21 protein-coding genes are annotated in these 21,335 nt (G+C 58.6%); 10 read left to right on the top strand and 11 right to left on the bottom strand.

All coding sequences use genetic code 11. From position 1 onward, the window contains the following. Window position 1: 1 nt before the first annotated feature. The gene (locus CFB02_RS12800) at window positions 2–340 is read right to left on the bottom strand and encodes a hypothetical protein (protein WP_088558279.1); all 339 of its coding nucleotides are present in this window, start codon (window positions 338–340) and stop codon (window positions 2–4) included. Between the two features lie 202 nt (window positions 341–542). Between CFB02_RS12800 and CFB02_RS12795 the strand changes: the two genes are divergently transcribed. Continuing rightward, entirely contained in the window at window positions 543–956 is a 414-nt protein-coding gene (locus CFB02_RS12795) for a c-type cytochrome (RefSeq protein ID WP_088558278.1), read from the top strand. A 62-nt stretch (window positions 957–1,018) separates the two neighbouring features. On the opposite strand, the gene rep is transcribed toward CFB02_RS12795, so the two are convergent. Further along, on the bottom strand, window positions 1,019–3,037 hold the full coding sequence (gene rep / locus CFB02_RS12790; protein ID WP_014575829.1) for a DNA helicase Rep: 2,019 nt from the start codon (window positions 3,035–3,037) through the stop codon (window positions 1,019–1,021). Between the two features lie 143 nt (window positions 3,038–3,180). Here rep and CFB02_RS12785 point away from each other — a divergent pair, with 143 nt between their 5' ends. The 4 genes from CFB02_RS12785 to rmf all read left to right on the top strand — a co-directional run bounded on the left by CFB02_RS12785 (window position 3,181) and on the right by rmf (window position 9,264). Beyond that, window positions 3,181–4,917 carry a putative bifunctional diguanylate cyclase/phosphodiesterase gene (locus CFB02_RS12785; protein ID WP_088558277.1) on the top strand — a complete coding sequence of 579 codons (1,737 nt, stop codon included), beginning with the start codon at window positions 3,181–3,183 and terminating at the stop codon, window positions 4,915–4,917. A gap of 49 nt (window positions 4,918–4,966) precedes the next feature. Beyond that, window positions 4,967–7,306: a Tex family protein gene (locus CFB02_RS12780; RefSeq protein ID WP_088558276.1), complete on the top strand. Its 2,340-nt coding sequence runs from the start codon at window positions 4,967–4,969 to the stop codon at window positions 7,304–7,306. A gap of 66 nt (window positions 7,307–7,372) precedes the next feature. Continuing rightward, window positions 7,373–8,926: a glutamate--cysteine ligase gene (gshA, locus tag CFB02_RS12775; protein ID WP_088558275.1), complete on the top strand. Its 1,554-nt coding sequence runs from the start codon at window positions 7,373–7,375 to the stop codon at window positions 8,924–8,926. A gap of 122 nt (window positions 8,927–9,048) precedes the next feature. Beyond that, window positions 9,049–9,264 carry a ribosome modulation factor gene (rmf, locus tag CFB02_RS12770; RefSeq protein WP_008169923.1) on the top strand — a complete coding sequence of 72 codons (216 nt, stop codon included), beginning with the start codon at window positions 9,049–9,051 and terminating at the stop codon, window positions 9,262–9,264. A 20-nt stretch (window positions 9,265–9,284) separates the two neighbouring features. On the opposite strand, the gene CFB02_RS12765 is transcribed toward rmf, so the two are convergent. Continuing rightward, window positions 9,285–9,632 (bottom strand): flagellar basal body-associated FliL family protein, encoded by a 348-nt coding sequence (locus tag CFB02_RS12765; protein ID WP_227519208.1) that lies wholly within the window; start codon window positions 9,630–9,632, stop codon window positions 9,285–9,287. 195 nt (window positions 9,633–9,827) lie between these two features. Between CFB02_RS12765 and CFB02_RS12760 the strand changes: the two genes are divergently transcribed. Both CFB02_RS12760 and rsd read left to right on the top strand, forming a co-directional pair. Next, entirely contained in the window at window positions 9,828–10,334 is a 507-nt protein-coding gene (locus CFB02_RS12760; RefSeq protein WP_172835824.1) for a disulfide bond formation protein B, read from the top strand. A 100-nt stretch (window positions 10,335–10,434) separates the two neighbouring features. Beyond that, window positions 10,435–10,914, top strand: coding sequence for a sigma D regulator (gene rsd, locus CFB02_RS12755; RefSeq protein ID WP_088558272.1), 480 nt, complete (start codon window positions 10,435–10,437; stop codon window positions 10,912–10,914). 95 nt (window positions 10,915–11,009) lie between these two features. Here the strand turns inward: rsd and CFB02_RS12750 are convergent, their stop codons facing one another. The 3 genes from CFB02_RS12750 to CFB02_RS12740 all read right to left on the bottom strand — a co-directional run bounded on the left by CFB02_RS12750 (window position 11,010) and on the right by CFB02_RS12740 (window position 12,791). Next, complete coding sequence (locus CFB02_RS12750; protein WP_088558271.1) at window positions 11,010–11,726, bottom strand: FKBP-type peptidyl-prolyl cis-trans isomerase; 717 nt, start codon at window positions 11,724–11,726, stop codon at window positions 11,010–11,012. A 124-nt stretch (window positions 11,727–11,850) separates the two neighbouring features. Then, window positions 11,851–12,237, bottom strand: a complete 387-nt coding sequence (locus tag CFB02_RS12745; RefSeq protein ID WP_088558270.1) for a DUF4124 domain-containing protein — start codon at window positions 12,235–12,237, stop codon at window positions 11,851–11,853. Next, window positions 12,234–12,791 carry a TIGR02444 family protein gene (locus tag CFB02_RS12740; protein WP_088558269.1) on the bottom strand — a complete coding sequence of 186 codons (558 nt, stop codon included), beginning with the start codon at window positions 12,789–12,791 and terminating at the stop codon, window positions 12,234–12,236. Before CFB02_RS12740 ends, CFB02_RS12745 begins: the two co-directional genes overlap by 4 nt. A 46-nt stretch (window positions 12,792–12,837) precedes the next feature. Between CFB02_RS12740 and CFB02_RS12735 the strand changes: the two genes are divergently transcribed. After that, entirely contained in the window at window positions 12,838–14,781 is a 1,944-nt protein-coding gene (locus tag CFB02_RS12735; protein WP_088558268.1) for an ATP-binding cassette domain-containing protein, read from the top strand. Between the two features lie 6 nt (window positions 14,782–14,787). Here the strand turns inward: CFB02_RS12735 and ppx are convergent, their stop codons facing one another. After that, window positions 14,788–16,314: an exopolyphosphatase gene (ppx, locus tag CFB02_RS12730; protein WP_088558267.1), complete on the bottom strand. Its 1,527-nt coding sequence runs from the start codon at window positions 16,312–16,314 to the stop codon at window positions 14,788–14,790. Between the two features lie 292 nt (window positions 16,315–16,606). Here ppx and trxA point away from each other — a divergent pair, with 292 nt between their 5' ends. Then, window positions 16,607–16,933, top strand: coding sequence for a thioredoxin TrxA (gene trxA / locus CFB02_RS12725; protein WP_008169901.1), 327 nt, complete (start codon window positions 16,607–16,609; stop codon window positions 16,931–16,933). Between the two features lie 64 nt (window positions 16,934–16,997). On the opposite strand, the gene CFB02_RS12720 is transcribed toward trxA, so the two are convergent. Genes CFB02_RS12720 through moaB form a run of 4 tightly spaced genes read right to left on the bottom strand, consistent with a single transcriptional unit; the run spans window position 16,998 to window position 19,530 of the window. Then, window positions 16,998–17,444: a molybdenum cofactor biosynthesis protein MoaE gene (locus tag CFB02_RS12720; RefSeq protein ID WP_088558266.1), complete on the bottom strand. Its 447-nt coding sequence runs from the start codon at window positions 17,442–17,444 to the stop codon at window positions 16,998–17,000. A 1-nt stretch (window position 17,445) separates the two neighbouring features. Then, complete coding sequence (locus tag CFB02_RS12715; RefSeq protein ID WP_088558265.1) at window positions 17,446–17,706, bottom strand: MoaD/ThiS family protein; 261 nt, start codon at window positions 17,704–17,706, stop codon at window positions 17,446–17,448. Window positions 17,707–17,708: 2 nt separating this feature from the next. Further along, window positions 17,709–18,923: a gephyrin-like molybdotransferase Glp gene (glp, locus tag CFB02_RS12710; protein WP_088558264.1), complete on the bottom strand. Its 1,215-nt coding sequence runs from the start codon at window positions 18,921–18,923 to the stop codon at window positions 17,709–17,711. 34 nt (window positions 18,924–18,957) lie between these two features. Then, entirely contained in the window at window positions 18,958–19,530 is a 573-nt protein-coding gene (moaB, locus tag CFB02_RS12705; RefSeq protein ID WP_088558263.1) for a molybdenum cofactor biosynthesis protein B, read from the bottom strand. A gap of 363 nt (window positions 19,531–19,893) precedes the next feature. Between moaB and rho the strand changes: the two genes are divergently transcribed. Then, window positions 19,894–21,156 (top strand): transcription termination factor Rho, encoded by a 1,263-nt coding sequence (gene rho, locus CFB02_RS12700; protein ID WP_008169890.1) that lies wholly within the window; start codon window positions 19,894–19,896, stop codon window positions 21,154–21,156. The last annotated feature ends 179 nt before the right edge of the window (window positions 21,157–21,335 follow it).

Raw genomic sequence — 21,335 nt, 5'->3', positions numbered from 1 at the left:
CCTAGCTGGCGGTCAGACTGAACCAGGTGTTGGCGATGCCATAGATCCAGACGCCGATCAGTGTGACGGCCAGAAGTGAGAAAATAACCTTATGCTTGAACCGGTTGCCACTTTCTGCCGAGGCTACCCAACGCAGGTACATGAGGCCAATGAAGCTGATGAAGACCCCGAGGCTGGCGAAGGCTGGAATCAGCAGCCAGCCGGCGCTGATGGTCTGACCGTCGCCGGTCTGGCTGGAAAACCACCCCATGGAAGCCAGTAAAACGGCAAGCGCCGTAAATTCAGCAATAAGCAGCGGTTTGCGCAACGGGTGGGGTGAAGTCGGTTCCGAATTGGTCATGGAAACAGGTCCTGAATGATGAAACGTCGGCGAACACCATGGTAACTGGATTGATTGCGAAACTCCCTCTGACTTACGAAATCGCAATTAAAATGGTTGAAATCAATTTATGATTTTGCTGTTTGGTTTTTTTGCCAGGTTTCAGTCGCTATAATGCGGCGACCGAAGATTATAACGCTCAAATGCGAGGTGCATTGTGAAGATGAAGAGAGTCCTGGCTGCTGTATTGGTCGTCGCAGGCCTGACAGCTGGCGCCGTAATGGCAAGCGTCGAAGATGAAATCCGTGCACGTATCAGCCCGGTCGGTGAAGTCTGCCTCCAGGGTGAACAATGTGGCGAGGCTGCGGCGGCCACCGAAACTGCCAGCTCCGGCCCGCGCTCCGGCAGCGAAGTATACGATGCTGTGTGCATGGCCTGTCACACTACCGGCGCTGCCGGTGCGCCTGTGATTGGCGATGCCGATGCCTGGGCTCCTCGCATCGATCAGGGTCTGGATACGCTGGTAAGTCACGCGATCAACGGCTTCAATGCCATGCCTGCCAAGGGCGGCTGTTCCAGCTGTCCGGATGAGGAAATTCAGGCGTCTGTTGAGTACATGGTCGAGCAGAGCCAGTGATCGGTCGACTCTGACCTTCGCAAAAAAGCCCCTTCCGGGGCTTTTTTGCGTTTTGCCGGTTGTCAAAGGCCCAGATCTCCAAGCAGGGCAGACAGCGTCGCCTTGCCTTTTTTCTGATTGGCTTCCACATCCAGGTCGCCAGTCCCTTCCCATTTCAGGTCTTCCTCGGGCAGCTCATCAAGGAAGCGGCTCGGGATGGTTTCGAGTTTCTCGCCATACTGCTTTCGGGTGGCCGCGTAAGTCAGCGTCAGCGTTTCCCGGGCGCGGGTAATGCCCACGTACATCAGCCGCCGTTCTTCCTCGATATTACCTTCTTCAATACTGCTGCGGTGGGGCAGGATTTCTTCCTCAAGCCCCATGATGAATACGTGGGGAAACTCCAGGCCCTTCGACGCGTGCAGGGTGAGCAGCTGAACCTTGTCGCTGTCGTCGTCCTCCTCCCGCTGTTCCATCATGTCCCGAAGGATCAGTTTGGTGATGGCATCCTCGATGCCGAGCTCATCGGCCGTGCCCTTGCCATCGTCGAGCATGCGCTGGATGGACTCCACCAGGTACCAGATGTTCTCCATCCGCCGCTCGGCCTGTTTGGGGGTGCCGGAGTGTTGGTGCAGCCACTCCTCGTACTCGATGTCCGTAAACAGCTGTTTGATGACCGGTATCGGGTTTTCGCTGTGTAGCCGCTCGCAGGTGGCGTCCACCCAGTGGGCAAAACGCCGGAGGCGATCCAGCCCCTTCTCGGTCACGTGGGTCTCTGCGCCCATGTCGCCCAGGGCCTTGAACAGGCTGACGTTGCGGGACCGGGCGTAGTGACTGAGCTGCTCCAGAGTGCGCGGACCGATCTCCCGGCGTGGCACATTGACCACCCGCAGAAACGCGGCGTCGTCGTCCGGATTGATCAGCAGCCGCAGGTAGGACATGGCGTCCTTGATCTCGTTCTTCGAGAAAAACGACTGGCCGCCGGAGATGCGGTAGGGGATCTGGTAGGCCTGCAGCTTCATTTCCAGCAGTCGTGCCTGGTGGTTACCCCGATACAGCACGGCAAAGTCCCGGAAATCGAGTCCTTTTTTTAGCTTCTGGTCGAGGATCTCGGTGGCAACGCGGTCGGTTTCCGCGTCTTCGTTGCGGCACCGGACAATCCGGATTTCCTCGCCGATGGTGTGATCACTCCACAGCGCCTTCTCGAACACGTGGGGATTATTGGCAATCACTGTGTTGGCACTGCGCAGGATCCGGGCAGTGGACCGGTAATTCTGCTCAAGCTTGACGATTTTCAGGCTCGGGAAGTCTTCCTTCAGCTGGGCCAGGTTTTCGGGCCGGGCACCGCGCCAGGCATAGATGGACTGGTCGTCGTCTCCAACCACGGTAAACGCGGCCCGTTCGGCCACCAGCTGCTTGACCAGTTCATACTGGCACACGTTGGTATCCTGGTATTCATCCACCAGCATGTAGCGAATCTTCCGCCGCCATTTCGCGAGTACGTCCGGATTCGAGCGGAAGAGCATCACGGGAAGCAGGATCAGATCGTCAAAATCGACTGCGTTGTAAGCCTTCAGGTACTCGTTGTATTTCTTGTAGATGATGGCAATTCGCTGTTCGCGCTCATCCGCCGCCTTGCTCAGGGCCTCGGCCGGCCCCCGCATGGCGTTTTTCCAGGAGGAGATGGTCATCTGGATATCGTTGAGTTCGTCCCCGGCCTCGGCGCTGGCTTCCCGGAGCATCAGATCCTGTAACAGGGCCTTGGCATCCTCGGCATCAAAGATCGAGAAGCCCGGGTGGTAGCCAAGATGCGTGTGCTCCTCCCGGATCATATTGAGGCCAAGATTGTGAAAAGTAGATACAATCAGGCCCCGGGTCAGCTTCCGGTCAACGATCCTGCCAACCCGCTCCTTCATTTCACGGGCAGCCTTGTTGGTGAAGGTGACCGCGGCAATGTGACGCCCCGGTATTCCGAGTTGCTCGATCAGGTAGGCAATCTTGCGGGTAATCACGCTGGTCTTGCCACTGCCTGCCCCGGCAAGCACCAGCATCGGGCCATCGGCATAGCGGACTGCTTCGCTTTGTCTCGGGTTGAGCTTGTTCACAAATAAATGGCCAGAATGGAACGAAATGGGGATAACAGACGTGGTCTTATTCTACACCAGACAGAGTTACTGTACCTTGGGGATCTATAGACTATGATTAACAGAACGGACTCGGTTGTTCACGCATAAATGGATCCTGCTTGATGACACTGCCACTGGAAACCATGAGGCCTGGACAATTGCGCCTTTTGGTTCTTACACCAGACTACGCTGATTTTCTCTGGCTGAATGCTCTTCTGGCGGGTGACGTCGACATCGGTGCGGACGCGACCTGGTGCCCGGATCTGGTGGATTGTGATGATCTGATCCGTAACGCCAGTTTTGATGTCATCGTCTGGGACTGCGTTTTTCATGGTGGCTCAGAGGCGTCTTTCCTGCAATATCTGGCGGTTGCCAGCAATGAAAAGCCCGTTCTGGCCCTCAGTGCCGAGCCCCCTACGGAGCGCGCGCCAGAGCTGCTGGCTGCCGGCGCCGCCGACTATCTCTCTCGTCAAACTCTGGACCACTGGAATTTCCGTCGGGCCGTCAAGTGCCTGTGGTACCGGGATCAGTTGTCCGAGTCTGCCCATGGCCAACTGGGCCGCGAAGTCGCCACCGGTTTTATCAACCGGGACCTTTTCTTCGATCGTCTCCAGCAGGCCTTGCTGCGGGCCGAGCGTGCTGGCCATCGGCTGGCCTTGTTGCACCTCAATATCGATGACTTCCGCAGCATTAACGAATCTTTCGGTTACCAGAAAAGCGACCAGTTGATGATGAAGCTGGCAGAGCGGCTTCGACATTCTCTCCGCCGCGTCGATTCGCTGATGCGTATCGGGGGTGACGAACTGGCCATTATTGTTGAAAAGGTCGAGGACTCCCTCGATATCACCCAGATTATCCGCAAGGTGGTCAACGCCCTTGATGAGCCGGTTACGATCGATGGCCAGACGGTCGTGGTCAGTGCCAGTCTCGGTGTCGCAACCTACCCGGAAGCCGGAGACAGCGCCGAGAATCTGTTGCGCCGGGCCAACCGTGCGATGTTCGAAGCAAAACGGGATCCGGGCACCAGCTACCGTTTCTACGACCGCCAGCTGCACATTTCCGCCGGTTACCAGCTTCGTCTGGAGGCGGACCTCCGCAACGCTCTTCGAGGCAAGGAACTGGAGCTTTACTATCAGCCCCGGATTGATCTGGCTACGGAAGAAGTACGGGGTGTCGAATGCCTGTTGCGCTGGAATCATCCGGAGCGCGGGCTGGTGGGGCCGGACGAATTTATTCCGGTGGCCGAACGCAGCGGGTTGATCGTGCCCATTGGTTACTGGGTCATCGAGCAGGCCTGCAAGCGCCTGCAGGAATCTGCCGAGCTCGGTTTCCCCGGGCTGGTGTTCGCGGTCAATCTGTCGTTCCGGCAGTTCCACGATCGCAAGATGACCGAAACCATTTTCCGCATCATCTTTAACGCCAACGTGGATACCAGTCTGCTCGAGCTGGAGCTGACCGAGAGCGCCATGATGCACGACCCGGAGTACGCCCAGCGCTGCCTGAGGGAATTGAATCAGTTGGGTATCAGTTTTGCTCTGGACGATTTCGGCACCGGCTTTTCATCGTTGAGCAATCTCCAGCATCTGCCCATCTCGCTGGTGAAGATCGACAAGTCGTTTGTGCAGGAGTTGGGTAATTCGGCAGACGCCGAACACATTATCCGGGCCATTATCAGTCTGGCCCACAGCCTGCAGATCAGCGTCGTCGCCGAAGGCGTGGAAACCGAAGGGCAACTGGAGTTTCTGCGCCAGCAGCATTGCGATGAAATTCAGGGCTATTACTATGCCCGGCCCATGCCCTGGGCGGATCTTGTGCAATTCCTGAACAAGCGGGGCCAGGCCGCTTGCCTGCAGCAGTAAGCCGCTGTACCTTTGCTGGTTTATTGGCAAAGCATCAGACAGAGGTTGCATGAACAGTATCTCCAGGCGTATCGCCGAGGAACTCGGTGTCCGCGAGCAACAGGTTAACGCCACCGTCGAACTGCTCGACGAGGGTGCGACCGTTCCGTTTATCGCCCGCTACCGGAAAGAGATCACAGGCTCACTGGATGACAGCCAGCTGAGGAACTTGGAAGAACGTCTGCGCTATCTGCGGGAACTGGAAGACCGTCGTGCCACTATCCTCAAGAGCATTGAGGAGCAGGGCAAGCTGACCGACGAGCTCAAGGCCACCATCCAGGACGCCGACACCAAGAACCGTCTGGAAGATCTTTACCTGCCTTACAAGCCCAAGCGCCGGACCAAGGCCCAGATTGCCCGTGAGGCGGGCCTGGAACCGCTGGCTGACGCCCTCTATGATGATCCGACTCTCGATCCTGAAACCACTGCCCAGGGCTACCTGAACAAAGAAGCCGGCGTGGAAGATACCAAGGCTGCCCTGGATGGCGCCCGCTATATTCTGATGGAGCGTTTTGCCGAGGATGCCGAGCTGCTGGGCAGCCTGCGTGACTTCATCTGGCAGGAAGGCCAGCTGAAAGTCACCGTGGTGGAAGGCAAGGAGAACGAGGGGGCCAAGTTCCGGGATTATTTCGACCACGTCGAGCCCCTGAAGAAAGTTCCGTCCCACCGTGCCCTGGCCATCCTGCGGGGCAGGAACGAGGGCGTTCTTGGCTACACGATAGTTGTTGGTGATGCCGAGGATGACCGCCGTGCGCCCCACCCGGCCGAGCAGCGCATCGCCGCTCGCTGGAATATCCGGGACAATGGTCGTGCTGCCGACAAATGGCTCTCGGAGGTGGTTCGCTGGACCTGGCGGGTGAAACTCTCCACCCAGATTGAAACCGATCTCATGGCACAGGTCCGCGAAGCGGCGGAAACCGAAGCCATCAACGTGTTCGCCGCCAACCTCAAGGATCTTCTGCTGCTTGCGCCGGCCGGTCCACGTCCGACCCTGGGCCTGGATCCAGGTCTACGCACCGGGGTGAAAGTTGCTGTAATCGATGGCACTGGCCAGGTGGCCGGCCACGGTGCCATCTTCCCCCATGCGCCCCAGAACCAATGGGACCGTTCCATCGAGCAGCTGGCGGCCTGGTGTCGGGAATACAGGATCGAACTGGTGGCCATTGGCAATGGCACCGCTTCCCGGGAGACGGAGAAGCTGGTCGGCGACCTCAGCAAGCGTTACCCCGAACTGAAGCTGGCCCGGATTGTGGTCAGTGAGTCCGGCGCCTCGATCTATTCAGCCTCCGAGTTTGCCTCCAAAGAACTGCCCGATCTGGATGTCACCATTCGTGGCGCGGTATCCATCGCCCGCCGGCTGCAGGATCCGCTGGCGGAGCTGGTAAAAATCGAGCCGAAATCCATCGGGGTAGGGCAGTACCAGCACGATGTGTCGCAGGTGCAGCTGTCCCGAAGCCTGGATGCCGTGGTAGAAGACTGTGTGAATGGCGTGGGCGTGGATCTGAACACGGCCTCAGCGCCATTGCTGGCCAGGGTTTCCGGCCTTAACCACACCATAGCCCAGAACATCATTGAGTTCCGCAACCAGAACGGCATGTTCCGCAACCGGAAACAGCTGCTCAAGGTCACCCGGCTCGGTGACCGCACGTTCGAGCAGGCGGCGGGTTTTCTGCGTATTGCCGGCGGTGAGAACCCCCTGGACCGGTCCTCAGTGCACCCGGAAGCCTATGGCGTGGTCGAGGCCATCGCCCGGAAAAATAATCGCGAAGTGGGCGATATCATCGGCGATTCCTCGTTCCTGCGTGGTCTGAATCCCCAGGATTACGTAACAGAACAGTTCGGTTTGCCGACTATCAAGGACATCATCTCGGAACTGGAGAAACCGGGGCGGGATCCGCGACCGGAATTCAGGTTCGCAAGTTTTGAGGAAGGGGTTGAAACCCTGAGCGATCTCAAGCCCGGCATGGTGCTGGAAGGCTCGGTGACCAACGTGACCAACTTTGGCGCGTTTGTGGATATTGGTGTGCATCAGGATGGCCTGGTGCACATTTCCGCGCTGTCCCACACCTTCGTCAAGGATCCCCGGGAAGTGGTCAAGGCCGGGGATATCGTCAAGGTCAAGGTGATGGACGTGGATATCCCGCGCAAGCGAATTGCCCTGACCATGCGTATGGATGATCAGCCTGGCGAGAAAAACGAAGGCAAGCCCATGGCTGCCAACCGCTCCGGAGCCAGCCGCAAGGGCGGAAACCGGAACGCCGGTAATGGCGGTTCCGGTCAGAAACCCCCACAGGGCGCCATGGCTGGTGCGCTGGCCCAGGCACTTGCCTCGGCGCGCAAGGACAGCTGACGGGTTTACAATCTTTTCACCGGCCGGTTGTGCAAAAGAGCAAGCCGGCCGCAGCAGGAGTCGACCATGGCTGAATCCCGCCATTCCGTATTTCGTCAGTTCGCTGCCAGCGACTGGGATGGTTTTCTCAAGGGTGTCGAAAAAGAAGGGCTGCGGGTGGATCGCAACGGCTTCATCGCCCAGACCCCGCACCCCGAAGCCCTTGGGTCGGCGCTGACCCATCCGAGGATTACCACCGACTACTCAGAGGCCTTGCTGGAGCTGATCACGCCGGTGTTCGACAGCACGGCAGGCATGCTGAAATCGCTGCGGGATATCCACACCTTTGTGCAGCAGAACCTGGGTGACGAAGTGTTCTGGGCGACAAGCATGCCCTGTGAGCTGGATGGTGACCCGAGTATCCCCATCGCCGAGTATGGCAGCTCCAATATTGGCCAACTCAAGCATGTTTACCGGCAGGGACTGGCCGTGCGCTACGGCCGCATGATGCAGAGCATCGCGGGCGCCCACTACAATCTGTCCCTGCCCGACAGTTTCTGGCACAAGTGGCAGGAATTGCTGGGCAACGAGCAAAGCCTGAAAGACTTCAAGTCGGACCAGTATTTCTGGCTGATTCGCAATTTCCGCCGCCGCAGCTGGCTGCTGATGTTGTTGTTCGGAGCTTCGCCCGCCCTGGATGCCAGCTTTGTAGCCGGCGTGAACCATGATCTCTCGCGATTTGATGAACGCACCTGTTTCGGTGAGTACGCAACCTCGTTACGGATGGGCGATCTTGGGTACCACAACAACGCACAGGCATCCCTGAATATCTGTTTCAACGAGCTGAGCACCTACACCCAGACTCTGGATCGAGCCATTCACACCACCTGGCCGGCGTATGAGTCGATCGGCACCCGCCGGGGCGACAAGTTCGTCCAGATCAACACCAGCGTACTGCAGATCGAGAACGAGTATTACAGCGCGGTGCGCCCCAAACGCACGACGCAGCGTGAGGAAAAGCCCATCCAGGCCCTCGAAGCCCGGGGTGTGGAGTACATTGAGGTGCGATGTCTGGACCTTGATCCCTTCTCGCCGGTTGGCGTGAACGAGGCCCAGATCGATTTTCTGGATCTGTTCCTGCTGGACTGCCTGTTAGCAGACTCTCCCCGAATTGGCGATGCCGAGTGTGAGCGCCTGGATGACAACTACAAGGATGTGGTCGCCAATGGGCGTTATCGAGAGTTGGCGCTTTGCCGTGGTGGGCATCGTACCCCGGTATCCGACGCTGCGAACGACATTCTGTCGCAGCTGGAGCCCCTGGCGGAACTGCTCGATAGCTGGCGGGGTGATGACACCTACCGCAACGCCCTTGCCGCCCAGCGCGACGTGTTGACCGGTGAATGGACCGTGCCGTCTGCCCGGGTTCTCGATGCCATGCGCTCCTCCGGCCTGGGTCACCGGGAGTGGGGCATGGAAATGGCGCGGCAGCATCAGCAGAGCCTGAGGCAGGAGGGTCTTGGTGATGATGTGCGCCGCGCGTTTGAGGCCATGACGTCAGAATCCCTGACCGAGCAGGCCGACATGGAAAGCGCCGATACCCTGTCGTTCAGCGAGTTTCTGGAACAGTACCTGCGCTCTTGAGCGTTGGGTTCGGGAGGCGTCGCAGGAGTCTGCGGACCTGACGCACAGAAACTGAACAAAGATTTGTCTCCCTCCGGTCCGACTGTTAATTTTTGTAACATCTGGATCGGGAGGGGATTGCGATGGCAAGGGATATCAAACTCGGCTGGGACGTGGAAGCCCTGAACAAGGCTTACCGTCAGGGCTATATGGCGGCCAACATGGGCATGGACAAATCCCGCTGCCCCTATCGTGGTGACGTCGTTATTGCGGCCTGGGAAGCTGGTTGGGATGATGCCGATCAGGTGGCCCGTGATGACCGCGACCAGTCAGATGATCTGTTCTCGCGGATCGCCTGAACCACTGGCCGGTTCCAGCTTCACTTCTGCACGACAAACTCCGTAAACAGTACGCCGGCTATGCTTTCGCCGGTCTGCTGCTCTTCCAGTACCGCATTGATTCGCTGTTTGGCTTCTTCGCGCAGCGCCTCCTGGCCTTCCATCGAGGTGAGGCGATCGGTATCCGTTTGCTCACCAAACAGCATGACCAGTTCGTGTCGCAATCGGGGCATGTGAGCATCCACGGCGGGCCGTGCGCTCGCGCTGTTTGCCCGCAGACTGACCGCGGCTTTCAGATAGGTTGGCTTGTTGCCGGGCGTGCCCACGTGGGTCACGAACGGTGGATCCATGCTGATGTAGTCGGTAAAGCTGTTTTTTTCTTCAGCCACGTCCTCTTCGGCATTTTCCTCTTCCTGGGAAACGGCCGGCAAAGAGATCGTTGCAAACAATAGAAAAAGCAGCGTCAAAACAGATTTTGGCTGGCGTGTCATAGGCTTGAAGTTGATCGTGGTTTAGGGTTAAGTGACGAGAATAGCAGGCCCTGTGGCCGCTTGCAGTTTCAATTCACGATTCGAGGTGTTCTTTTGACCAGCAGATGGGTTTTCGGGCTTATTTTCCTTGTATGTGCCGCACTCCTTGGTGTGGCTTTTTATATGGAGCATGTGATGGGGCTCGAGCCCTGCCCGCTTTGCTGGTTACAGCGCTTCGGCTTCATGGGTGCCGGTCTGGTCAGTTTCCTGGCCTTTCTCCATGGCCCCACCGGATTCGGCGTTCGGATCTATGGGTTCCTGCTGGTGCTGACCGCCGGAGCAGGGCTGGGTGTTGCCGGGCGGCAGTTGTGGCTGCAGAGCCTGCCGGCGGACCAGGTGCCGGCATGCGGGCCTTCGGTGGACTACATGCTGGACGTTCTGCCGTGGTTCGAGGTTCTGTCTACGGCGCTCCAGGGCACCGGGGACTGCGCTGAAGTGGTCTGGCGGTTCCTGGGTTTGAGCATTCCCGGCTGGACTGCTGTCTTTTTCTCGCTGCTTGTCATCACCGGTCTGGTTTTGATGTTTCGCCGGCAAAAACCTCGGGAATGGATTGGAGGCTGAAACGGTTGCGGGGAACCTCAGCCATGGGGTAACTTGATCCAAACCTAATAAAAATCAAAACCGAAACAAAAGTTGTCAAGACAAGCGGAGAACAGGCGTCATGTTGGAAAATTGCCGAAATGCCAGGGAGCGCTGGGGCGGCGTCAGCGAGCTGATTGATCGCTGGCTCAAGGAGCGTCAGGAGCTTCTGGTGCATTACTGCGACCTGTCCGGAGAAAGCGACTTCTCGCAGACCGAAGCATTGAGAGAAAAATTCGTACGCCTGTGTGAAGTTCTGGTGGACTACGTGTCTACCGGTCATTTCGAGATCTACGAGCAGTTGGTGCGAGAGGCTCGGGAATTTAACGATGGCGGGCTGGAGCTGGCTGCCCAGGTTTATCCCCGTATTGAGCAAACCACCGAGGTTGCCCTTAACTTCAATGACCGGCTGGATGGCCGGGATTTGTCCGAAGAGGATGTCAAAGAACTGTTCGGTGAATTGTCGAAGTTGGGTGAAACTCTGGAGACCCGGTTCGAGATGGAGGATTTCCTGATCGAGCATCTGCACAATGCCCATGCTGGCAAAGTAGCCTCTGCCTGAGAAATCCCGGAATCAAAAAAAGCCCCAGTCCGGCATCGCCGGCTGGGGCTTTTTCGTGTGGCAGCCTCAGAACTGACAGCTGCCTGTTCTGGCGCTTAGTCTCCGGAGCCAGGGTTGATCTCGAGTAGCTCGACATCAAACACGAGGGTCTCGTTGGGGCCGATCGCCCTGTTGCCGCCGGGGCCGTAGGCCAGATCGGACGGAATGTAGAGCTTGTAACGGGCACCCTCGCTCATCAGCTGCAGGCCCTCGGTCCAGCCGGGAATCACCTGGTTCAGGGCGAAGGTTACCGGCTCGCCGCGCTCGCGGGAGCTGTCAAATACTTCACCGGACAGCAGTTCACCGGTGTAATGCACCTGAACGGTGTCTGTTGCTGCCGGCTTTTCGCCGTCACCCTGCTCAAGCACTTCGTACTGCAGGCCGGATTCAGTGGTTTCCACACCTTCACGCTCTGCGTTCTCGGCAAGGAAGGTTTCGCCGGCATCCAGGTTCTTCTGGGCCAGTTCTTCCATCTGTTTGCCCTGTTCTTCCTGCAGCTGCTGCTGGTAGGTCATCAGGGCCTGCTGGATTTCCTCGCGGCTCATGCGCTTGGCTTCTTCATCGCCGGCGTGGCCGTGCTGGATGCCCTGGAGGAACTGGTCCATCTGCAGATTCGGCAGGTCGTTACCCATGCGCTCGCCGAGAACCAGGCCCATGCCATAGCTCACCTTCTGATCGGTGGAATCCAGTTCCGGTTGTGCCGGGGCTTCGGGTGGTGTGGAACAGCCGGCCACAAGGCCGGTCACTGCCAGTGCAAGGAGCGTTTTCTTCATTGCATTATCCTTTAACGTCGGTGCTTGGGGCAGGGCCCCGCGTTGTGTTTGTCAGAACGCAGAAGGTAACGGGTTCCGGCATCAGATGCCACTGAACATGTGTTAAGAAACCGGACGTGTCAGCTCAGCTGCCGTTGGTGCCGGCAGCGGAAGGGCCCATGGAGAAAGGTGCGCTGTAGGGCGATTGCCAGTCTGTTTCCGGCTCTTGCGGCTGAATCCGGGGGAAGGCCTTGTCACGTCGCTCGATAGCGAGGGTATTCCAGCGCCCCTGTTCGGGCGGCTGGTCAGCATAGTGCCAGTTGCCGTCGGTATCCTGCCATTTGAACACGATCTCGGGGCCCTCGGTGGGAATCGGGGACGGAACCAGCCCTTCAAACGCGGGAATCTCGGGCTGCTCGTGCTCTGCCACAGGTTCGGAGACCTGCTCCGGGTCATTCAGACCAAAGAAAATCAGCAACAGCAACAACCCGAGAGCCGGGAACGAGAGCCGTATGAGCCATTTCATCATCATGGCTGATGGTCTCCCTTGGGAAAGTGGGCCAGAGTATCGGCCAGTGTATTCAGCAAGGGCCTTGCATCGTCCTTAACCGCTAAGGTCGGTGCTGCCGCAACCAGATTGTTGATGATCAGTGCGTCGCGTCCCTGCATGTCTGCGTGTTCCGGGTTAATGGTCATTAGCGTTCGCCAGCTCAGGGCCAGTTCAATCTGTTCGGCTTCAAGCTCCAGGCCGGCGATGCCGGTGCGAAGCTTCTGACAGTTGTCGGCACTGCCAGGCAGCGATTTCCGAGCGCTCCGGAGGGCAACGGTTACACGGTCGCGCCACTCTGTTACCGTAGCGTCCTCGACCCCGGCGAAGACTCTGCCAGAGAGTGCAAGCCAGGCCGCACTGAGAATCCGCGTTACGCTCCAGCCCTGATTCTGAAGCGCCAGGCAGCTGTTCTGGACATCCGGACGTTTCCAGAACGCCAGGGCAAAACGCCAGAGCGGGTTGTCCGGTTCCAGATCTGCCGGAAGTTCCAGCGGCGGTGTCGAAAAATCCGGGGTGGTCGCCGAGCGGACCGACATAGGCGCTGTGCCTTCCCTGAACACTTTACGTTGATAAAATGAAAGCATGTTAACGATAACCGATCTCAGTTTACAACGGGGCGGCGTCTGGTTGCTAGAATCCGTCAGCCTGACGGTGCAACCCGGCCAGCGTGTCGCGATCGTCGGTGCCAATGGTGCCGGCAAGTCCAGTCTTTTCCAGCTCTTGCTCGGCCAGTTGGCGCCGGAGCAGGGCGCGGTCTCTCTGCCGGGTGGTTGCCGAATTGCCCACATGGCGCAGGAGGTCGAGGCTACCGAGCGCAGCGCCAGGGATTTTGTTCTAGATGGCGACCTGGATTTGCGCCGCCTGGAAGGTGAACTTGCCAGGGCCGAGGCCGCAGGTGACGATCATGCCATTGCCCGCATACACGGCGAGCTGGATGTGCACGAGGCGTGGTCCGCCGGCCGCCGGGCCGAGGCCTTGCTGCGCGGGCTGGGATTCTCGGACGAGGACGCGAACCGTCCGGTATCGGCGTTTTCCGGTGGTTGGCGAATCCGCCTGAACCTGGCCCAGGCCCTGATGCGACCGTCCGATCTGCTGCTTCTGGACGAGCCCACCAACCACCTGGATCTGGATGCCTGTCTGTGGCTTGAGAATTGGCTGCGGCGCTATCCCGGTACCCTGCTGTTTATCTCCCACGACCGCGATTTCATGGATCGGGTCGCTACCCATGTCGTGCATTTCGATCGCCGTAACCTGGAACTGTATACGGGTAATTACTCAGCCTTTGAGGGCCAGCGCAGTGAGCGTCTGGCCCAGCAGCAGGCCGGTTTTGAACGCCAGCAGGCCAGGATCGCCGAAATCCAGCGGTTCATCGACCGGTTCAAGGCCAAGGCCACGAAGGCCCGCCAGGCCCAGAGCCGCGTCAAGGCCCTGGAACGGATGGAGCGCATTGCCCCGGCCCATATCGATTCGCCGTTCAGCTTCGAGTTTCCGGTGGCCGAGAAGGTTTCCAATCCGCTGTTGTCGATACGCAATGGCAAGGCGGGGCACGGCAGTACGGCAATCCTGAACGGCATTAACCTGACCCTGTTGCCGGGTAGCAGGGTCGGGCTGCTGGGTCCCAATGGTGCGGGCAAGTCCACCCTGATGGATGCACTCCGGGGTGAGGACACGTTGATGTCTGGTGATCGTACCTGTGGCGAGCATCTGGCCATCGGCTATTTTGCCCAGCATCAGTTGGAATCTCTGGATCTGGATGCCAGCCCGTTCCTGCATCTTCAGCGGCTTTCCCCGAAGGCGTCAGAACAGAGTATACGGAACTTCCTGGGTGGCTTTGATTTCCATGGCGATGAAGCCCTGAGTGCCATCCGGTCGTTTTCCGGTGGCGAAAAGGCCCGCGTGGCGATGGCCGTGATCGCATGGCAGAGGCCCAACCTGCTCCTGCTGGACGAGCCCACGAACCACCTGGATCTGGAAATGCGCCAGGCTCTGACCATGGCGCTGCAGAACTTTGACGGCGCTATTGTGGTGGTTTCTCACGACCGGCACTTGCTCAGGAACACCGTGGACGAGTTCTGGCTGGTCAATGATGGTCGGGTAACGGAGTACCAGGGCGATCTGGAAGACTATGAGCGTTGGCTGGCGGACCGCCGGAAAGACGAAACCGAGGCGCCGAGGCGAATGCCGGTCGCCCAGCCCGGGGCGTCCGAGGCCGCTGAGGCGGTGGGCGAGAGTGCCGAGGATCGGAAAGCGCGCAAGCGGGCAGAGGCGGCTCTTCGCCAGAAACTCAGCCCCTACCGTAAAAAACAGAGTGCTCTGGAAAAGGAAATGGATCAGCTTCAGCAGAAGCTGTCTGCTCTGGAAGAGCAGCTGTCCGACCCTGACCTATACGACGACAGCGGCAAGACCCGTCTGAAAGAGTTGTTGGGGGAGCAGGCCACAGCTACCGCCCGCCTGGAAGAGGTGGAGGCGCAGTGGCTTGAAGTTAGCGAAGAGGTGGAGTCCCTGGAGGCCGAGTTGGCTGGCTGAGCGCACTCAGCCGCCGTTCAGTTCCAGAACAAAGTCCTGTTTGGCGAGATAGTCCCTTTCGTTTTCCAGGTCGGCCAGGGTCAGTGGCCTGTCATCCAGCCAACCGGGCGGGAACTCCAGCACCAACTTGTCCTTGTGTGCCGTCAGGGTGAAGGCCGGAGGCGGTTCAATGTTGCGTGGGTGTTGAATCAGAACCGCCAGGCGCACCAGTACGCAGAGGTAACGCAGCCTGGCAATGTCTTCCGGGTCCAGGCCTTCGAAGATTGCCGAAGCAAATTTTCGCCGGTGGCCGCGCACCAGGGTGGCCAGGTCGCGCTGGAACTGCTGGGTGAAGCCGGGCAGATCCGAGTAGCGCAACAGGTAGGCGCCGTGTTTATGGTACTGGCTATGGGAAATGGTCAGGCCGATCTCATGCAGTCGGCAGGCCCAGCGCAGCACTTCTTCATCGGTCGGGGTGTTCAGGGCCCAGGCGTCGGCAACCTGCTGCCAGGCGGCCACGGCAGTTTCCTCTACGGCGGCGCCATGTGCCTGGTCAACGTGGTAACGCTCCTGGAGCGCGGAAATGGTTCGCTCCCGGACATCCTCGTGCTGGATTCGCCCTACAATGTCGTAAAGCAAACCTTCCCGCAGAGCACCATCGGCGAACGCCATGTCCTTGATGCCAAGGGACTGGAATGCCCCCATCAGGATGGCAAATCCGGCCGGGAAGATGCTCTGGCGGTCCGAGCGTACGCCCAGATCTCCCAGTTTTTCTGTTTTACCCATGTCCACCAGCCGCTTGCGAAGCTCCTGCATGGCGGCGAGCGTAATGGTGCCGTCGGTGATCTTCAGGGTCGCCAATACGCTGGCAATGGCTTTGATCGAGCCGGATGAGCCCACCGCACTTTGCCACCCCACGGAGCGGTAATGCTGGCGGATGTTGAGCAGTTCCTGTTCGGCGTGGGTCACTGCCTTGTCCATTTGCCGCCTGGTTATCTTGCCGTCCGGGAAATACCGGTTCCGGAACGACACGCAGCCCATGTGCAGGCTTTCTAGCTCCTGGGGTTCAAACCGCTGGCCGATGATGAATTCGGTGCTGCCACCGCCAATATCAATAACCAGTCGACGCCCGATATCGTCGGAGAGTGTATGAGAAACCCCCAGATAGATCAGGCGTGCTTCCTCGCGGCCGGCAATAATCTCTACCGGATAGCCCAGCGCCTCTTCGGCCCGGGCCATGAACTGATGGGCATTGCGCGCCACGCGAAGCGCGTTGGTGCCGACAATCTGCACCGCCTCTGGCGGCATCCCCTTGAGCCGTTGAGCGAAGCGTCCCAGGCAGGCCAGGGCCCGCTCCTGGGCTTCTTCAGTGAGCCGGTTGTATTGGTCCAGACCGGCTCCGAGCTGAACCTTTTCTCCCATCTTCTCGAGGGTCCGGATTTCCCCATGAACTAGTCGGGCAACCACCATGTGGAAGCTGTTCGAGCCCATGTCGATGGCTGCGAGTACCTCGGATGAGGCGGCAGCGTTTTCGGCGGTGGATGCGGCCGTCACGTGGTCGGAATCCTTTTGAGATGAACGTGCGGGGTACTATAAGCGAAATCCCTCAGGCCTGTCAGTAACCGGAAAACCGCGCGTTTGACGGGGGGCAGGCATGGATCGGTTCTTACCGCTTCACATCCGGCTGATCAATCGCGTAAAGTATGTCGTACCGTGATTTGGGTGAAAGGTTGTCTGTGTAACCCGGACGGCCTTCAGCGACAGTCAACAGCACCTGTGCCCCGGAAGGATAATCCCTCAGGGAAATGCCAATGTGCAGCAGTAGTGCATGAATCAGGAAAAGGTAATGAGCGGAAATATCGTAAATGTAACCGACGCTTCTTTTGAGCAGGATGTACTGCAGTCCGACGTCCCCGTTCTGGTGGACTACTGGGCAGAGTGGTGCGGCCCCTGCAAGATGATTGCCCCGGTGCTTGAAGAGATTGCCGACGAATACGACGGCAAACTGAAAGTCTGCAAGCTCAACATTGACGAGAACGAGCAGACCCCGCCGAAGTTCAACATCCGCGGTATCCCCACCCTGATGCTGTTCAAGAACGGCAACGTGGACGCCACGAAAGTCGGCGCACTCTCCAAATCCCAACTGGCGGCTTTCCTGGACAGCAATCTCTGATTGCAGGCAGGTCACCAGAAACCGCCCCTGAGCACAGGCTCACGGGCGGTTTTTTTATGGTGAGTTACTTCCAGTCCTCGGAGCGCGCCCGATCGGATTCTTTCTGTTCCACCCAGTGCTCCCCGTCTGAGGTGATTTCCTTTTTCCAGAACGGAGCGGATGTCTTCAGGGCGTCCATGATGAACTCGCAGGCCGCGAACGCGTCCCCACGGTGGGCGCTGCACACCCCGACGAAGACAATCTGGTCGCACAGCGCCAGCCTGCCCACCCGGTGAATCACCCGGGCCTTGCGCACATCCCAGCGCTTCGACGCTTCATCAATGAGCCCCTGAATCACCTGTTCGGTCATTCCGGGGTAGTGTTCCAGGTAAAGCCCGGTAACGCCCTGCAAGTCACCGCTGTCCCGCACCAGGCCGGTAAACGTTGCAATGGCGCCGGTGCCGGCGCCACTGTCACGCAGCGCCGCGTATTCAGCGGCCACATCAAAATCGTCAGACTGGACCGAAATCATCTCAACCTCCGGTGACCGGCGGGAAAAAGGCGAGCTCGTCGCCGGCTTTCACCTCAGAGCCCGGTTTTGCCATGGCCTGATTGATCGCAATCATAACCGGCTGGTCGCCCTGCAACTGATCCCAGGAGCCGCCCTGGCTGGCCAGCTCTGCAAGCACATCGCCCGCTGTCAGGCCAGGCCTGGCGTCGATAGCCAACTGGTCGGTTTTCAGGTCTTCGCGCAGACGGGCGAAGAAGCGCACTGTAATCGTGTTATCACTCATGGTCAGCTCAACAGTTCCGCAAACGAGTAGTAGGTTAGCAGGTCGCCGGGCTTTACCGTGCTGTTTTCGGGTACCACGGCGAGACCGTCGGCCCAGCAGGCAGAGCTCAGAAGACCGGAATTCTGATTGGGGTGGGCTGCGAGCACCATGTCACTGCCTCTGATTTGTTTCTTGGCCCGCACGAATTCCCGGCGCACCGAGGTTGAGGAGACAGAAAAATCTGCCGGTATTCTCTCTCCAAGCAGTGGATGAGGGGTTCGCCCCTGACGTTTTCGAATATAGGGTAAGCCAACCATCAGAAAAGTGACCAATACAGAGCCTGGGTTGCCAGGCAGTCCCAGTATAGGGGTGCCACCAATCGCACCAAACGCCAACGGTTTTCCGGGCTTGATGGCAAGGCGCCAGAGTGACAGGCTGCCGTCTTCCTCAAGCACGGCGCGAACGTGGTCCTCTTCACCGACCGACACCCCGCCGCTGGTAATGATCAGATCCGAGGATGCTGCTGCGCGCAGCAGAGTTTCCCGAGTGGCTTCCCTTTCGTCTCTCAGGCTCTCGCACAGGACAACCTCGCAGCCAGACTCTGCCATCAGTCCGATCAGAGTGAAGCGATTGCTGTTGTAGATCTGTCCCGGCCCGAGGGGTTTTCCGGGATCAACCAGTTCGTCACCCGTCGTAAGTATAGCGATCCTCAGTTTTTCCAGGACATCAACGTGAGCAACGCCCAGTGAAGCCAGGAGTCCCATTTCATGGGGACGAATCAGCGTGCCTTTGGCCAGAGCCAGATCGCCCGTTTTCAGATCCTGGCCCCGTCGACGGATGTTCTGTCCGGCGGTCACATCGGTTTGTACTGCAATGCCGGAGTCAGTGACCGTCACGTCTTCCTGCATCACAACTGAATCTGCGCCTTCGGGGATTTCAGAACCGGTGAATATGCGCGCCGCGGTCCCCTCCACCAGTTGAGAGGGTGCTGCGCCAGCCGGAATTCTCGACGATACCGGTATCGGCTGTCCTTTATTCAGGTCCCCGGATCGCAGAGCGTAACCGTCGACGGAGCTGTTATCCGCAGGTGGAACGTCCGCCGAAACGTAATAATTCTTGGCGAGCATTCTGCCCAGTGAGTCAGCCAGGGCCACAGTTTCCATGCCGGATACCGGCCGCGCCTCAGACAATAGGTGGTCCAGGGCGCCTTCCAAAGGTAGTAGTTCAGGTTTGGGCATCAGTTCAGGGCTCCGATCCAGTTTATTGTTGTTTCTAGCGCTTGGAGCGCTGCCCGATCACTTCGTCGAGTCGGTTCATCGGCTTTTCTGGTTTGCGCAGAACGAGGCCTGAAAAGTTGCACGGTGTATGTCGGCTATCGAGTTGACTCAGGAGGATACCGTTCCACCCGGTGCGGCAGGCGCCCGTTGAGCCCGGAAGGCAGAAGACCACTGTGTTGTTGGCCATTCCCCCGAATGCCCTTGACTGTATGGTCGATGAGCCAATTTCTGCCGCTGACAGGCGGCGAAATTCCTCGCCAAAGCCATCAATGGCTTTATCCATGAGAGGCATCACCGCTTCAGGTGTACTGTCCCTCTCCAGAAAGCCTGTGCCACCGGTAATGATCACGACATGGATTTCACCGTCGGCAATCCAGTTGGCCATGAGCGCCCGGATCAGATAAACATCGTCTGGCAGGATTCGGCGTGCAACGAGCAAGTGTCCGGCGTCAACGATGCTGTCTTCGAGAAACTGTCCGGATGTATCTTCCTCGGGGCCTCTCGTATCGGAAACGGTCAGCAGGGCAACGTTCAGGGGTTTCATTTCGGTGCTGGGTACACTGCTCATGGATGGGCTCCAGAATCGTTGAAAAGTTGTTATACGCCAGTATCGCCATCACGGGCTTCCAATGGAAGGGAGTAACCAATCAGGGGGAGGCGCCAGCGGCCGGTTGTGGCCGGTTTGGCGTGAAATTGCTGTTAATTTGTGCAGTGCACTTGACATTCGCCAGTCAGGTGGCCGATGATCGCTGTTGCCCGGCGAACGGTTGTTCCCACTCTCTGGCTTCAGTACCTTAATTCCGGACTCCATCTACACCGGTTGCTCCAACTGGCCAGCACCAAGTTCAGCGTTTTTTACGATCAATACGTTCAGGGGCACCCCTGTCATTCCAATACTCGTTTACTTCCATTCCTGAAAATCCAACAAACTATGAATCTTACTGAACTCAAGCAGAAATCCGTGCCCGAATTGCTCGATATTGCGCAAGAGATGGGCCTCGATAACCTGGCTCGTTCGCGCAAACAGGATGTGATCTTCACAATCCTGAAGAAGCACGCAAAAAGCGGCGAAGACATCTACGGCGACGGCGTACTGGAAATTCTGCAGGACGGCTTCGGCTTCCTCCGTTCCGCTGACGCCTCCTACCTGGCAGGGCCTGACGACATCTATGTCTCTCCGAGTCAGATCCGCCGGTTTAACCTGCGCACGGGCGACACGGTCGCAGGCAAGATTCGCCCGCCCAAAGACGGTGAGCGCTACTTTGCCTTGTTGAAGGTCAGCGAGATCAATTTCGACAAGCCGGATAACGCCCGAAACAAGATTCTCTTCGAGAACCTCACGCCGCTGTTCCCGGACGAGCGCCTGATGCTCGAGGCCGGTAACGGCAGCACCGAGGATCTCTCCTCCCGGGTCCTGGACCTGGTGGCGCCCATCGGTAAAGGCCAGCGCGGGCTTATCGTTTCTCCGCCCAAGGCCGGTAAGACACTGCTGATGCAGAGCATCGCCCAGTCCATCACCCGCAACAATCCAGAGTGCCATGTCATGGTACTGCTGATTGACGAGCGGCCAGAGGAAGTGACCGAGATGCAGCGCACCGTGCGCGGCGAGGTCATCGCCTCCACGTTTGACGAGCCGCCGGCCCGTCACGTGCAGGTTGCTGAAATGGTGATTGAAAAGGCCAAGCGTCTGGTCGAGCACAAGAAGGACGTGGTTATCCTGCTGGATTCCATTACACGTCTGGCTCGTGCCTACAACACGGTGATTCCGTCCTCCGGCAAGGTCCTGACCGGTGGTGTTGACGCCCATGCCCTGGAAAAACCCAAGCGCTTCTTCGGTGCCGCCCGTAACGTGGAAGAAGGCGGAAGCCTGACCATCCTTGCCACGGCGCTGGTCAACACCGGTTCCAAGATGGACGAGGTTATCTACGAGGAGTTCAAGGGCACCGGCAACATGGAGATCCATCTGGATCGCAAGATTGCCGAGAAGCGGACCTATCCGGCGATCAACATCCGCAGCTCCGGCACGCGTCGTGAAGATCTGCTGATGAGTGAAGCCGACATCCAGCGGGTCTGGATCCTGCGCAAGCTCCTGCACTCCATGGACGATGACACCGCCGCCATCGAGTTCCTGCTGGACAAGCTCAAGGACACCAAGACCAACGACGAGTTCTTCCAGTCCATGAAGCGTCGTTGATCTCTTCCCGGGTAGAGCGCCTCGCGAATAACTGGTGATCTGAAGAACGAGGTGGGGACCTGCTTTCACAGACAGTGTCTTGCCATGGATGGCAAGACCAAGCCCCCAGGGATGGGTTCACGGCGTGTCTGGGAAAGCAGGTCCTCACCTTGTTCTAACTCCGAAAAAAGCAGTCCAGC

The sequence above is a fragment of the Marinobacter sp. es.042 genome (assembly GCF_900188315.1).
Taxonomy (GTDB): Bacteria; Pseudomonadota; Gammaproteobacteria; order Pseudomonadales; family Oleiphilaceae; genus Marinobacter.
Note: the sequence above shows the minus strand (reverse complement) of the source record. Positions and strands in the feature narration are given on the sequence as shown.

Coding starts and splice junctions, on each gene's coding strand:
- CFB02_RS12735 (WP_088558268.1), top strand. CDS start 12,838: ATGTTAACGATAACCGATCTCAGTTTACAACGGGGCGGCGTCTGGTTG.
- CFB02_RS12715 (WP_088558265.1), bottom strand. CDS start 17,706: ATGAGTGATAACACGATTACAGTGCGCTTCTTCGCCCGTCTGCGCGAA.
- rmf (WP_008169923.1), top strand. CDS start 9,049: ATGGCAAGGGATATCAAACTCGGCTGGGACGTGGAAGCCCTGAACAAG.
- CFB02_RS12745 (WP_088558270.1), bottom strand. CDS start 12,237: ATGATGATGAAATGGCTCATACGGCTCTCGTTCCCGGCTCTCGGGTTG.
- glp (WP_088558264.1), bottom strand. CDS start 18,923: ATGCCCAAACCTGAACTACTACCTTTGGAAGGCGCCCTGGACCACCTA.
- CFB02_RS12780 (WP_088558276.1), top strand. CDS start 4,967: ATGAACAGTATCTCCAGGCGTATCGCCGAGGAACTCGGTGTCCGCGAG.
- CFB02_RS12795 (WP_088558278.1), top strand. CDS start 543: ATGAAGAGAGTCCTGGCTGCTGTATTGGTCGTCGCAGGCCTGACAGCT.
- rsd (WP_088558272.1), top strand. CDS start 10,435: ATGTTGGAAAATTGCCGAAATGCCAGGGAGCGCTGGGGCGGCGTCAGC.
- CFB02_RS12740 (WP_088558269.1), bottom strand. CDS start 12,791: ATGTCGGTCCGCTCGGCGACCACCCCGGATTTTTCGACACCGCCGCTG.
- trxA (WP_008169901.1), top strand. CDS start 16,607: ATGAGCGGAAATATCGTAAATGTAACCGACGCTTCTTTTGAGCAGGAT.
- CFB02_RS12750 (WP_088558271.1), bottom strand. CDS start 11,726: ATGAAGAAAACGCTCCTTGCACTGGCAGTGACCGGCCTTGTGGCCGGC.
- CFB02_RS12785 (WP_088558277.1), top strand. CDS start 3,181: ATGACACTGCCACTGGAAACCATGAGGCCTGGACAATTGCGCCTTTTG.
- gshA (WP_088558275.1), top strand. CDS start 7,373: ATGGCTGAATCCCGCCATTCCGTATTTCGTCAGTTCGCTGCCAGCGAC.
- rho (WP_008169890.1), top strand. CDS start 19,894: ATGAATCTTACTGAACTCAAGCAGAAATCCGTGCCCGAATTGCTCGAT.
- CFB02_RS12800 (WP_088558279.1), bottom strand. CDS start 340: ATGACCAATTCGGAACCGACTTCACCCCACCCGTTGCGCAAACCGCTG.
- CFB02_RS12720 (WP_088558266.1), bottom strand. CDS start 17,444: ATGATTTCGGTCCAGTCTGACGATTTTGATGTGGCCGCTGAATACGCG.
- moaB (WP_088558263.1), bottom strand. CDS start 19,530: ATGAGCAGTGTACCCAGCACCGAAATGAAACCCCTGAACGTTGCCCTG.